This window comes from Bacteroides oleiciplenus YIT 12058 (assembly GCF_000315485.1).
GTDB classification, from domain to species: Bacteria; Bacteroidota; Bacteroidia; order Bacteroidales; family Bacteroidaceae; genus Bacteroides; species Bacteroides oleiciplenus.
In genome coordinates this window covers 374,302-388,311 of the sequence record NZ_JH992941.1, presented here as the reverse complement: position 1 = coordinate 388,311, position 14,010 = coordinate 374,302, and the positions used below count along the sequence as shown (strand labels likewise).

General features: G+C 40.6%; 7 protein-coding genes. 3 read left to right on the top strand and 4 right to left on the bottom strand.

Annotated elements, in window-relative coordinates:
• Positions 1-99: 99 nt before the first annotated feature.
• From HMPREF9447_RS09720 to HMPREF9447_RS09710, 3 genes are all read right to left on the bottom strand, one after another.
• Complete coding sequence (locus HMPREF9447_RS09720; RefSeq protein WP_009129545.1) at positions 100-1,752, bottom strand: SusD/RagB family nutrient-binding outer membrane lipoprotein; 1,653 nt, start codon at positions 1,750-1,752, stop codon at positions 100-102.
• Positions 1,753-1,767: 15 nt separating this feature from the next.
• Positions 1,768-4,917 (bottom strand): SusC/RagA family TonB-linked outer membrane protein, encoded by a 3,150-nt coding sequence (locus HMPREF9447_RS09715; protein WP_044137967.1) that lies wholly within the window; start codon positions 4,915-4,917, stop codon positions 1,768-1,770.
• 675 nt (positions 4,918-5,592) lie between these two features.
• Entirely contained in the window at positions 5,593-6,441 is an 849-nt protein-coding gene (locus HMPREF9447_RS09710; RefSeq protein ID WP_009129542.1) for a hypothetical protein, read from the bottom strand.
• An 864-nt stretch (positions 6,442-7,305) separates the two neighbouring features.
• On the opposite strand from HMPREF9447_RS09710, the gene HMPREF9447_RS09705 reads away from it, so the two are divergent.
• Genes HMPREF9447_RS09705 through HMPREF9447_RS09695 form a run of 3 tightly spaced genes read left to right on the top strand, consistent with a single transcriptional unit; the run spans position 7,306 to position 13,385 of the window.
• Positions 7,306-10,476 (top strand): SusC/RagA family TonB-linked outer membrane protein, encoded by a 3,171-nt coding sequence (locus tag HMPREF9447_RS09705; RefSeq protein WP_009129541.1) that lies wholly within the window; start codon positions 7,306-7,308, stop codon positions 10,474-10,476.
• 27 nt (positions 10,477-10,503) lie between these two features.
• Positions 10,504-12,414: a SusD/RagB family nutrient-binding outer membrane lipoprotein gene (locus HMPREF9447_RS09700; RefSeq protein ID WP_044137965.1), complete on the top strand. Its 1,911-nt coding sequence runs from the start codon at positions 10,504-10,506 to the stop codon at positions 12,412-12,414.
• Between the two features lie 26 nt (positions 12,415-12,440).
• Entirely contained in the window at positions 12,441-13,385 is a 945-nt protein-coding gene (locus tag HMPREF9447_RS09695; RefSeq protein WP_009129539.1) for a hypothetical protein, read from the top strand.
• A gap of 206 nt (positions 13,386-13,591) precedes the next feature.
• On the opposite strand, the gene HMPREF9447_RS09690 is transcribed toward HMPREF9447_RS09695, so the two are convergent.
• Complete coding sequence (locus HMPREF9447_RS09690; RefSeq protein ID WP_009129538.1) at positions 13,592-13,918, bottom strand: DUF234 domain-containing protein; 327 nt, start codon at positions 13,916-13,918, stop codon at positions 13,592-13,594.
• Between the last annotated feature and the right edge of the window lie 92 nt (positions 13,919-14,010).

The window sequence follows — 14,010 nt, the reverse complement described above, 5'->3', positions numbered from 1 at the left end:
TATGTGCAACAAAGTTAGATGAAGTTTTGATATTCACAATAAGTACATAAAAAAATGCGTAGTTGAGCGACTCAACTACGCATTTATGAGGATCAGGTTTTAGTTAACATCCCACCATACATTGTTTTGTATGCTGTTATTTCCACCCATGCGACTTTCAGCTTCTTTCACGTTAGTTGCATTCACTGTATACTCTGAAGAAGGATAATATATACGCTTGATATAAGCGTTTGGCGTATTATTAGCTTGGTCGGAAGGATTCATGTTGAATACACTTGAACTTACACTTGCGAATGGCATGAGCGTAGGTTTGTGGAACTGACGATGGTCGGCCCAAGTCTCAAAGGAACATTCTTGGAACTGAGCGATATATTTCTGGGTAAGAATCTTATCCAAGGCTGTATTATTACTTCCTGTAATATCGTCATACTTGGCTGTGGTTCCATAATAGTTCGGAGAAGTTGAAGCCAGATAGTTTGTAATATTACTTTCCGGAACACCGAGCTCTGTCATGCTTGAACGTACGCCTGCTTCATAATCGGTTTTTGCATCACCGCTAACAAGTCCCAGTTCAATAGCAATAGCCTTCAGGAAGCATAGTTCGCTATACTTAAGCAAAGGATACTTTCTATCAATAGTTTCATAATACCAAGGCCCGATTTTAGAGAAATCGCTTACAAACTGACCGTTATCCATAGCAGCGCCTACACCGGAAGCTACATGTCCCGGGTCTGTACCATCCCAATTGCCGTTCATACTTGCCGTTGCAGTAGCTTCAATGATACCTGCAGGTTCAAAATGAATAGGAGCACGAGGGTCAACAATAGCTGGGGCATTTTTGGCGGCAAGAATATTTTCGGTAATGTTTTTGTTAGCCTCACGGTCGGCCGCAGTCGGCCATGCCAGTCCGCCTATGCCTTGCACGAGACGCTTATAAGCTGTTGACATGTGCAGTACGGAAGAACCTTTATGATAATAAATAGGGTTTTGGGCAAATTTATCTTCACCTTGCGTCAGATAAGCAGCATCAGCGTCACTGCTGAATACACCTGCCGAGATGGCGGCGGCAGCTTCCGTTTTTGCCTTAGCGGCATCTACATCAGAGATGCGGACAGCCATGCGCAACCGGATAGAGTTGGCAAACTTCTTCCATTTGGCAGCGTCACCGCCATAAATGAGATCATAAGAGCCCACATTATTAGCGGCTGACTCATCCAATTTGCTTACAGCGTCTTTCAATTCGTCAAATATAGCATAGTAGATATCTTTTTGAGTATCATACTTAGGCTGATCGATGTCGTTGGCAGCTTCAGAGTAAGGCACATCACCCATACAGTTGGTTAAACGCAGCATGGCATAAGCTTTCCAGATACGTGCCATTTGAACGACATTGGTATGAACCGGATTACTCTCATTGGCGCGAATCAGAGAGTTGGCATTGGTCAGTACAGTATAGGTCAACTCCCATATATTGTCCACATAGCGCGAGTCTATGTTATAGTCGGAAGCTGAAAGCCCATCGTTAGCCGAGTATTCACAGAAAGTGCTGATCATCAACTGATCTATCTGTTGCCACTGGTTAGCATAAGGAATACCACGCCCCTGTATGAATATCAATTGGAATTTGGGGTCTACTGAACCCGGAGTAGGATTGTTGGGATCGGTATTCATATCATCAAAATCGCTGACACAGCCCATGAGGGTCATTGAAAGACCGACAATGCTTATAATAGATTTAAATAACTTATTCATATTCTTTCCTTTATTTTAGAATGTAACGTTAAGATTGAAGCCAAATGAACGGGTAGAAGGCAAAGCTGCCGTTTCAACACCCTGTCCGTTACCGGTAGAGTATGTACATTCAGGATCGAATCCCGGAAGGTTATTGTACAAGAAGCATACGTTGTTGGCTACAGCACTTACTTTAATACCGCTGATTATTGTCTTGTTGAACCATCTGTCCGGCAGTGTCCAGGAGAAGTTCAGTTCGCGAAGGCGTACATTGGTTGCGTCGTAAATGTAGTTTCCGATATTTCCATAGAATTGTCCCCAATAAGCGGTAGGACTAAGTTCTACAGTATTAGCAGCTCCTGTGTTCACATTCACACCCTGAGAAATTAATCCTTTACCTGTTGAATAATATTCTTCACGTCCGGCAACGGTTTCTTTTGTCTGACCGTTGGATTGCAGACGCATCATGGATTGCAGATATACATCGCCACCATAACGTACATCAATCAGGAAGCCGAAAGAGAAGTTTTTCCATCTCAATGACGAACCGATACCTGCAGTCCAGTCCGGATTCATATTGCCGGAAACACGGAGGGTAGGATCTACTATGTACTTACCATCATCGCCCACAAGGCGGTTCCCTTTGTTATCATATTTGTAACCATTCGTATATATCTGTCCATAAGGTTCGCCTACCTTGGCCATCACATAGCAGTTTTGTCCCATAGGACGGGCTAATGTAATGGATTCTACTCCTTCGTAAAGTTCTACTACTTCAGAAGAGTTCTTGGCAAAGTTAACCCAAAGATTCCAGTTCCAGTCGCGTGTGCGAACAGGTGTAGCGTTCATCTGAAGTTCCCATCCCCAGTTGTCAACACGTCCGGCATTGATATACTTAGCGCTATATCCTGAGGTAATAGATGACGGCATAGATATAATTTGGTTATATGCACGTTTGTTATAATACGTAACGTCGAATCCTAAGCGGTTATCAAGGAACCGGATGTCAGCACCGAACTCTGTTGATTTGATAATTTCCGGTTTAAGGTTGGCGTTTGCTTTGGTAGAAGGTTCGGCTACTCCCATCTGTCCGCCTGCCATGTTCGAAACTGTAGATAATACAGATAATAGCTGATATGGATCGGTGTCATTTCCTGCTTCTGCATAGGAAGCACGCAGTTTAGCGAATGAAATCCAACTGGGCACATTCACTTTAAATTTGGTCAACATGTCGGTTACTACCCAGCCTAAAGAAAAGGAGGGATAGAAGAAAGAACGGTTGTCTTTCGGCAATGTGGAAGACCAATCGTTGCGTACAGTTACATCAAAGAACAGATAGTTGTCCCATGACAATTGTCCCAATGCGTAGAGAGATTGAACTTCCTTTTCTGATTTATAAGTGGATGTCGTTTTGGACTGTCCGTTCTGGATGGTGTAAAGTTCGGGGATATTCAAGCCTTCGGCTGTGGCATAAAAGCTATTATATTGACGGTTCATTAAGTTACCACCAACGGAGAGCATTCCAGAAAACTTGGAACTTGCGATATTTTCTTTCTGAGCTGTAACCAGGAAGTCGGCATTGTATTCAGCCATGTTGTATTGGCCGGTTGAGAAACGACCATCTTTGTAGCCTGCACTCGAAATCAAATCATGGCGTATCCATTTTTCGGTTTTCTTGCCATAAGTGTCACCACCGAAGCGGATCATGGCTTTCAGCCAACTATTAACCTCATAAGACAGCGATGCGAAACCATTGATACGATTGGTAACGTCCTTATTACCGGTAAGAGAGGTTAGTGCATACGGATTATTAACCACTGTAAGCATGCTGGGATACCAGTCGATTATTTTCCCATCCTTATCAAAGACATCTTTCATTTCATGCAGATTGATGCTACGCGGAGTATAGATGAGAGCAAATATAGGATTGAAGCCAGATGCCGAGAACTCGGGACGACCTTCACCTTTCTGGTAAGTATAATTCAATTTAGCATCAAGAGTCAGGTTTTTAATGATTTCGCCACCCGCACGAACAGAGAAGTTTGTTTTATTCAACTTATTATTTGGAATAACGCCTTTACGTGTCGTATTTGACATACCTACGCGATAGTTCATCTTGCCAGCAGAACTTGTTATGTCAAGAGAATTACTCCAGGATGTACCTGTATCCATGAAATCAGAGAAGTCATTGTTTTTAGCTTCCATAGGGCGAGTCTGACCTGTCCAGTCGGTGACAACGGTACCCATTTTAGGTCCCCAGGAGTTACGGGCGGTGGCAACATAAGCACCGTCGGTACCTTGTCCATATTCATTCTGGAATTCCGGTTGAATCATTACATTTTCGAAAGTCAGATTACTATTGTAAGAAACCTTAGTCTTTCCTCCTTGTCCCTGCTTCGTGGTAACCAAGATTACGCCGTTACCGCCACGTGAACCGTAAAGAGCTGTAGCCGAAGGACCTTTCAATACAGAAATTGATTCAACATCGTCCGGATTCAGCATGGATAATCCGTCACCGGTATCCGAGTATCCTGCTCCCCAAGAGTTTGTATTTACGTCGTCAACGCCTTGTGAGTTATCAAACGGAACTCCATCTACCACAACCAAAGGCATATTATTACCAGATATAGAGTTGTTACCACGAATGACAATACGGTTTGAACCACCAGGAATAGAAGTTGAAGAAATATTCATACCGGCAATCTTACCATTCAAAGATGTAGCAATGTTTGCAGTACGATTTTCAATAAGGGCATCGCCTTTTACATCTTGCACCGAATAACCGAGTGCTTTCTTTTCACGTTTCATTCCTAATGCAGTAACTACTACTTCATCAAGAGCGTAGTCTGTGCCGCTTAATTGTATTTTATAGGTTGTATTATTCGTAACGGGAATTTCTTGTGCATCAAATCCTATAAAGGACACGATAAGAGTTTTCCCGTTGGATGGAATGTCGAGAGAGAATTTTCCGTCAATATCGGTTGCTGTACCAATACCCGTACCTTGCACAAGAACAGTTGCTCCGATAATAGGTTCGCCTTGAGTATCAGTGACAACTCCAGTAATCCTTTTTGAATTTTGTGTACTTGACGAAGTGGTATTTTGTGCACTTACACTCATTCCAGGAAAGTAACCGCCACTCATAAGCATTAGGCCGGTTACTGATAGAATAAAAAGTTTTTTCATTAACATAGATTTAATAAACAATAATGGTTAATAGTCTAGAATTACATCATACTATTGAGTGGTTCACTTTGCAATGTTTCATTTTGAATTGCAACAGTTTAGTTGTCACTCAAAGCAGAGTCAGAGGCTGTTTACACAGCTATCACATTACCAATATCTAGGAACAGTACACTAATTGTTAGTGTGGTGAGGAGCTTATTGTTTTTTAATGCTCGTCTTCTGCGGTCTTCATTCATAAATAGTTGATGATTTTATTGTTAATTTAAATAGTCTTCTCAGAAATAGGAAGTAAGGATAAGCAGTTAGAAATAGCTGAGACTATTTCTCCTGTCAGGTAAGTTTCTGTTCCATAGGCTCTTTTTTATTTTAAGTTTAACTTATATTTTATTTCTCTTACTTTAATTGTATGCTAGCTAAGTTCCAAGAGAACTTGGTAAATTGATCATTAACCAAAAATTAAAATACACTAAAGACTGTTATACTTTAGTTAGTTGTTTTAAGAGATAAACTCGTTATTAACAAAGGTGATGAAACGCTATTTCTTCGTTTCTTCTTAGCAAAGATATATTATAATTTAATATCAAGAACATACCTTTGCATTTATTTAACTTTATATTTATATATTTGCTATTCAAAAGAGAATGTGCTACTTTTGATATGCTTTATATACAAATATTAAGGTTCTTCAATATTTAGTGAGTGGAAGTCAATTAAACCACTCATCGGAGTTTCTTCGATAACATCCAGTTCAATGCCAAATTCACTAGCTACCTCTCTAAGAACCGTAGCATAGCTGTAAGCCAATGAACCAACGAAGCGGATAGGATAACTCATATAATCGTATTGGCACACATTTCTAGTGAAGAAGTTGCGTAAATTGGTCGTTATCAATTCATATACATAATCATCATCCGTATAATCTGCTAAGAAGTAAGAAATGGTGGAGAGGAAACGATTAGGAAATGGGCGGTTATATACTGACTCCATCACTTCATTGGGGCTAATACGGAATTTCTCAAAAAAGTCAGCCATCACCTCTTTGGGAGCTAAACCTTTCAACACATCTGAGAGGAAATGTTTACCTAATACAGCACCACTACCCTCATCCCCTAATATGTACCCACCTGCTCTGACATTTTTTACTATAATCTTTCCGTTGTAAAAACAAGAATTAGATCCGGTACCTAAAATACAGGCAATTCCAGCTTCACATTTAAATAGGCCACGAGCAGCCGCAAGTAAATCACTCTCTACTTGGATTGGGGTTTTAAACTGTGCTACTAATGAGGCACCCAATACATTCTTTTTCTCATAGGAAGTACAACCGGCTCCATAATAATATACTTGTTCCAGTTTTCTTTTGAAAAAAGTTTCGGGTAAACCTAAACGCACACTTCGGCTGATCTCTCTTCGGGTTTGGAAGAAAGGATTAAGGCCCTCAGTAAAAACACGTTGTATCAGATGATTATCTTCAACCAAGGCCCATTCAGTTCTTGTCGAACCACTTTCTGCAATCAGTTTCATACGCAGCTAGATTTAGAATTGGATACAAATATATAGTTTTTTTTAATATATCAAGATAAAAACTCCCAAAACTTCATTTTATAGCTCCTTTCCTGGGTTGAGCTAGTTGCAGAGTTGGATACTGACAAATGCCACTTGTATTCCGACGTGATAAACATCCATTATCTGAGGCTACACCTTTTGCTATAAAGGGTGTAGCTATCACGTCCATATGGTGTAGTCATCTAGGGGAAAGGGGGTAGCCTTGGATAATTGCCTCAAGAAATGCCTTCAGGAAGGATAAAAGTTTTTTTTTCGTATAAAACGAGCTACATTGAGAGTTCGTTCTTACTACTCGAAAAAAGACCCTCTCTCATCATCTGATTTCTACCCGATTCTTACTCGGGCTATACTTGCTCCGTACATTCTCCACTCAGAGGTACTTCTAAGTGGAGAATGTACGGAGAAGCTACGGAGCAAGTGCAGCCCAGGTAAGTTTTAGATAAATCAAGGCTACAGTATAGCTATTTTTTAATCATATCCACACCAAGTCCTCTTGGAACCGTTGATAGATTTGAAGTAGAGATAATATATAAGTTAAACCTGTAAATTGAGAAAACGCCTATGGAACAGAAAGTTATCCTCTAAAAGAAATAGCCTCACCGACTATTTTTTATTTATTACCTTACCATTCTGAATGTTGAAAGCTATTTCAACGAATAATTTAAATCATCATTATTATGAATGAAAATCACGCGAACAAGAAAAATAGTACATAATAAAGTACTCAAACCGTCATGACTAATGCATTCTTCAATAAAACAAGGGAATGCAATAGTTTTATAACTTTATCCAAACAAAAATAATTTAAACAATGAGACTCTTATGAATAGATTTAAGGAAATCTCTATGGGCATAGCTGCTATGCTAATAGTACCTGTTATCAGCATAAATGCCAGTCCTAACGACATTACGGACAAACCAACTTCACCCGCTACTGAAGTAATACAACAACAGAAACAGATAACTGTTAAAGGTAAAGTTACTGATTCTGCTGATGAGCCTCTAGCTGGGGCAAGTGTTCAAATTCTAGGAACTAGCCAAGGCGTAATAACTAACGCTGACGGAAACTATACAATCACTGCTAAACAAGGAGCTACGCTCCAGTTCTCATATATAGGTTGCAAACCACAATCTGTAAAAGTGACCAAGACACAAATTAATGTGCAAATGGAGGAAGATGCCAATATGCTGAACGAAGTCGTCGTTACGGAGTTCGGTTTGAAGCGTGTTCAACGCGGTATCGGTTCATCGGTACAGAAAGTGACTGCAGATGAAATTGCAGAGTCGGGACGAGATAATTTCATCACAGCGTTGCAAGGGCGCGTATCCGGAATGAACGTTGTATCCAGTTCTGGCGCTCCGGGAGCATCAACACAAGTAACACTACGCAGTATCACTTCACTGTCCGGCAGCAACCAGCCACTTTATGTTGTCGATGGTATCCCAATGAACAACTCCTCCTTTTCAGCAAGTAGTGGTATGGCCGTAGAGGATGTTTATAGTAGCCGTACGTTGGATTTCTCGTCACGCGGTAATGACTTCAACCCTGAAGATATCGAAAGTATCACCGTATTGAAAGGAGCAGCCGCCGCAGCACTGTATGGCTCGAATGCTTCTAATGGAGCCATTATTATTACGACAAAGAAAGGTACGGCAGGCAAGGGTAAGGTTTCATATAGTAACCGTTTCCGTTGGGATACATCTTACGGACTGCCCGACCCACAAACCAAATATTCTAATGGCAATTATGGTGTAACTAACTATTTTAATACTGCCCGTTTTGGTGGACTTTATCCTGAAGGTACCAAACTCTACAATAACCTTGATCAAATTCTGCAAACAGGATTCACCCAAGTACACAATGTATCAGTGGAAACCGGTACTGAAAAGTTAACTATGCGTGCTTCCGCTTCATTTACCGATCAAACTGGTACGATTAAGAATACTGATTACCAACGTAGCAACTTCTCTTTGTCCGGTAAGGCAGATATTACTAAATGGATGCGTTTTGAATCATCCATGCAATACGCATCCACCCAGAACAATAAGATGCCTAAAGGTACTAGTGGGCCGCTTTACTATGCACTTCGCTGGCCGCTTGTTGATGATATGAGTAATTATCTTGACCCAGACCTGGTACACATGCGCTATCCATATCCATATGTGGACGGTGATATGTATAATCCGTTGTTTTTGATGAATAAAAATAAATATTATGATGAATCCGACCGAATTATAGGTAATGTGACCGGTATTATTCAACCGAATTCTCACTTCTTCCTGCGGGCACAGTATGGCTGGGATATAGGCACGCAGACATTCGAGACATCTGAACATCCGTTGTGGGCTAAAAATAACTATGATATCCAACCTGGTCGTGGTGGAGTATATAATTTGGTTAAAGAAAACTTCTCAGACCTTTCTATGAATGTGCTTGCAGGTTGGAACGACAAATTCTTTGATGGAAAGCTGAGTGTAACTGCACAAGTTGGCTATCATCAGGTAGAAAACAAAATAACACGTTTGAGTTCTTATGGTAAAAACTATATTGTGTGGGATATGGCCTCTATCAACAACGTGGCTCCAACTACTGTCACTTCTAAAAAGCGTTCTACCATTCGCCGTATTCAGGCTATTTCCGCACAAGCTGAATTTGGTTGGGACAACATGGCATTCCTCACTTTACGTGGACGTAATGACTGGGCTTCAACATTACCTACTAATAATCGGAGTTATTTCTATCCGGCACTGGAAGCATCATTCGTTCTAACTGAATTGCCTATATTTAAAGGAAGTGAGATCGTAAACTACCTGAAATTGAGAGGTGCTGTGGCACAAGTAGGCAAAGATACATCTCCACTTTCTATTAATCCAGAGCTGGAAGCTACGGAGCTTAGAGGTGGCGGCTACAAATATGGATATACAGGTCCGAACTCAAAACTAAAGCCTGAGATGACGACTAGCTATGAAATAGGAGCGGAAGGGCGCTTTCTGAACGACCGAATCGTTGCGGATTTCACCTATTTCCGCACCAACTGCACAGATCAGATTGTAACAGGGTTCCGCTTATCATACGCCACAGGCTTCGTGCTGAACACCCGTAATTTGGGTGACTTTAAAACTTGGGGTTGGGAAGGACATATTGATGGAGATATTATCCATAATTACAATGGATGGCGTTGGAATGTAGGGGTGAACCTTTCACATACTGGCTCAAAAACGATTAGCCTTCCGATGGCAGAATATTATGATACCTATACAAATGGAAATACGAACGGTGTTCGTTTAGGTACGATGGTAGGTGATCCGGTTACTTCTATCCATGGTCTTGACTTTGAACGTAATGACAAAGGTGAAGTTTTAATAGATCCTTCGACAGGAGCTCCACGTGTAAGTTCAGAATGGACACATATAGGCGACCGCGAACCTAAACTGCGTTTCGGCTTTTCAACGGAAGTTACTTTTAAACGCCAATGGCGCCTTTATGCAATGTTCTCGGGTAAGTTTAAATCAACTGTTATCAATGGAACCGGTCGCTATCTGGCGCAAAACGGTATAGACTGGGACTCAGTGAAGAAACGCGAGCAAGGCTCTGTTATAATTCCAGGTGTATTGAAAGATGGTAATGAAAACTCAGAGAATCCGACACCCAATAATATTGCCATTACATATGGTAATTATGGCGGCACGATTTATGCCGGCTCTGCACGTGACTGGGTTCAGGCCAATGTCAACTATCTGCGCATGTCAGAACTACGGCTATCGTATACGTTTACAGAAAAGTTCCTTAAGAAGTTGACCAACGGTCTAATCAGCTATGCCCAGATATACATCTCTGGTAATGATCTATTTACTATTACAAATTACAATGGTCTGGATGCTGTAGGTAACACGATGTCTGCATCAGCTGGTGGTGTAGGTGGTGAAGGTTATGATACATGGAGTCTTCCCAGTCCACGTGGCATCACTTGCGGTTTGAGTGTACAATTCTAAATCATAAATCCTATTAATATGAAGAATATGAAGAAATATATAATTGTTCCATTTCTATCTCTATTGATGTTATTCAATGTCAGTTGTGACGATTATTTAGATGTAAATAAGAATATTGACTCTCCGGATTATGTAGAAGATTATTTATATCTGTCCGGTATCCTACAAACTTACCAAGACGTTACGTGGGATTTGACATATGCTATTCTGCCCATGATTTCCATGTGGAGTACTACGCAGAGTTCGTATGGTTCTAACTATGGTAATCACTATTATCCCCAAAGTAGTGATACGGGAGCCTTGATTTGGCGCACGGTTTACTGGAATCAGGGTATGAATCTTGAAAACTTAATCAATCAAGCCATTGCAGCAGAACATTGGCACCTCGTCGGTATTGGTTATGCTATTAAAGCATACAGCTGGGACATGCTGACCAAAGTTTATGGTGAATTGCCACTTAAACAGGCTTTTGATAACGAACGTGTGCGCTTTGATTATGACTCTCAGGCTGATATTTATGAGGCTGTCCGTGGATGGGCCCGTAAAGCTATCGAATACCTGGAAATGGAGGATAAAACTTCTTATAGTTCAAAGATCTCTGCCAATGACTGGGTTTATAAAGGTGATATCTCTAAATGGATTAAATTTGCTCATGGTGTAGTTGTACGTAATCTGGCATCTTTATCTAACAAATCGGATTTCCTTGAAAAGTATGCCGATGAATTAATTGAGGCTGCCAACAAATCATTACAAACATCCGCAGATGATGCTATGGTGGAAATGGAAGGCGGATCAGGAAGTGTACCTTACTCAGGTTATAACAATTTCTGGGGAACACAACGCGGCAATTTGGGTACTACCTACTACCAACACGATTATATGGTACAGATTATGACAGGAACTATACCTAAATATGGTACAGACGGACAGCGCATTAAGCAAACAACGCCTCCCAATCCATATTACCAGTATGAACTGCTTGAAAAGCAATATATAGCAGATACACTGGTTAACTTACCTGGACACTACGACCCCCGTGTAACAGTGAAACTGAGTACCGATAGCGATCCTGAATACCTGTACATTGATAATCCTGACAGTGTAAAAGCACATCAATATTACGGAGGAAGAAACAATACCTCTCGTACCAATCCTGCTGGTATTAAAACGACTCCACATCTTTATGGACGTACCACAACAGTAAAGAATTCTACTACGTCTTTGCCTAACGATGGTATTGGCCGCTGGTTATTCCGTGATGATGCGCCCTACGTATTGATGACTGCCGCCGAAATCAAGCTCTGCCTTGCTGAAGCATATTGGAAGAAGGGCAACAAGGGAGCTGCTTATATAGCTTTCAAAGAAGGGGTACGCAATGATCTGGATTTCACGGTTACACCACTCTATCCGGGTACTAAGGGAGTCATTAGTGGCGGAGATAAAGTCACCAAGAGTGTATACAATGCTTTGGCAAATGAATATTATGCTGGTCCTTATGTAGAAGGATTGGGGGAAGCGAATCTCACTCTCTCACACATTATGCTACAGAAGTTTATTTCGCTTTATCCTTGGGGAGGCATAGAAGCTTGGACTGATTTGCGTAAATATCACTATGACATTCAGTACACCGGCGATTATCCATCTAAAAATAATGGTTGGGATGCCACACGCTTAATCGAGGTGAAACGTGACGAAGATGATACTAAGGTATTCAAAGGTTACTTTTTAGGTGCTGCCAGAGACATTGAATTCCGAAATGCAGCATACAATCTTTACAATGATGGTTCACCCTGCTATCGCATTCGCCCACGTTATAATTCAGAGTACACATGGAACATCGAATCATTGGAAAAACTGAAACCGATATCCGGCACAGCACCCAATTACCAGTGTTCTATCCCTTGGTTTGCTTACCCAGGTGAATATCCTGCTAACTAATGTTTTATTTAAAAGGAATAAATGATATGAAAAAGATAAAGTATATAAGTATTGCTCTTTTAGCTGCCTTTTCTATGGGGTCATGTGAAAAGATGGAGGTTGATTATGACGCCATTCCGGTCGGAGATGATATGGCTCAGTTCCAAATAGGTCATTATACACCGGTCACTACGTCGGCTGAAAACAATATCTATAAAGTAGAGTTAAATGGGAAATTACTGACCAATAGTACCAATGTATTGGGATACTATAATACCATACCAGGTGCAGGCAGATTTTATTATGCCAAACCAGGTAAGGCCAATCTGAAGTTGTATCAAGGTACAGCTTTAAAACTTGTATTCGACCAAGATGTTACTTTAATCAAGGGAAAACAGAATGTTATCATACATGATTATAATACCAGTCCGATTATTTTGGAACGCGATTTTGATATTCCTTATCCGCTTGATCCATCCAAAGCTACTTTCGATACAGATACCATTGCTCATATCCGCTTCATAAACTTGATGTATGAAGCCGAGGGACATCCTACTACTATGAAGTTGCAATATCAGTATCAATACACTTTGCATCCGCTCTATACAAATGCAGATAAAAATGCCGGTCTCATTCCTGATGGTAAGAATGTGGGGGATGCAACGGGGGATGCAACCAAAAGTGCATGGCTCAATTTGGGTGCACCAGTTGCTTTTGGTGAAAGCACGGGTTTCCAGCCTGTACCTGTTAAAAAAACAACGTACATTGCACAGGGAGCTGCCCGCATAGATTTTCGTATTGTAGTAACGGCTGCAAATGGTGGTGTACCTGGAGAAACGGTTATGGATGATGTAGATTGGTTGTTGAAAGTCAATGGCAAACTTTATACGGATTACTGGAATATTACTACTGGCCGATATACAACTCATAATTTTGCCGGTCTTCGTAACAAAGCAACAGTTGTAAAAGTATACAGTTATACTGAGCATTAGGAAACATGAGCAGTTTTGAATACCCTGTAAAAGGATTCATAATCTCTTAAGAGTAAAGAGATTGCTCCATAAATAAAACTATTATATGAAAAGAAGGTTGGCTGCATATATCAAGCCAACCTTCTTTTTAACCATTAATTCACTAAATGCTACTTCATCAGATTTTCTAATAAAAATCCGTTCTGTATTAAATTATATTCTACAAACTATCTAAGTAAATCTGCTATCCTCTCTGCCAAGACAGTATGACTGATTTTATTCGGATGACGCTTCACTTCTGCAACAATACCATCCTTCTCGAAATCATTCAGTGCAATCAAATCAATCTCATTTTCCCCTTTGGTAGCCCAACAATTACCCACTTGGGTGATATTCATAGTTTCCACAACCCTTTCCCGAAAATACTTCTCAAATATCCATTCGCTATATTGTACGTTATATCGTTGAAAATAGATTGACACATTCAAAATCTTGAGTTTCCCTTCAAGAGATTTATGTAACAAAATGGTCTTTCCTACACGTCGACGTCCCATGATGACTGTGAAACAAGCAGATGAAAGTGACTTTTCTTCTGTCTGCTGAAGTAATCTTAGTCTTTTCTTCTCAATTATAGAATCTCATAATC

What these genes read in the sequence shown, in the direction of transcription:
- HMPREF9447_RS09720 (WP_009129545.1), bottom strand. Translation starts at nt 1,752, where the DNA reads ATGAATAAGTTATTTAAATCTATTATAAGCATTGTCGGTCTTTCAATG.
- HMPREF9447_RS09715 (WP_044137967.1), bottom strand. Translation starts at nt 4,917, where the DNA reads ATGAAAAAACTTTTTATTCTATCAGTAACCGGCCTAATGCTTATGAGT.
- HMPREF9447_RS09700 (WP_044137965.1), top strand. Translation starts at nt 10,504, where the DNA reads ATGAAGAAATATATAATTGTTCCATTTCTATCTCTATTGATGTTATTC.
- HMPREF9447_RS09690 (WP_009129538.1), bottom strand. Translation starts at nt 13,918, where the DNA reads ATGGGACGTCGACGTGTAGGAAAGACCATTTTGTTACATAAATCTCTT.
- HMPREF9447_RS09695 (WP_009129539.1), top strand. Translation starts at nt 12,441, where the DNA reads ATGAAAAAGATAAAGTATATAAGTATTGCTCTTTTAGCTGCCTTTTCT.
- HMPREF9447_RS09705 (WP_009129541.1), top strand. Translation starts at nt 7,306, where the DNA reads ATGAATAGATTTAAGGAAATCTCTATGGGCATAGCTGCTATGCTAATA.
- HMPREF9447_RS09710 (WP_009129542.1), bottom strand. Translation starts at nt 6,441, where the DNA reads ATGAAACTGATTGCAGAAAGTGGTTCGACAAGAACTGAATGGGCCTTG.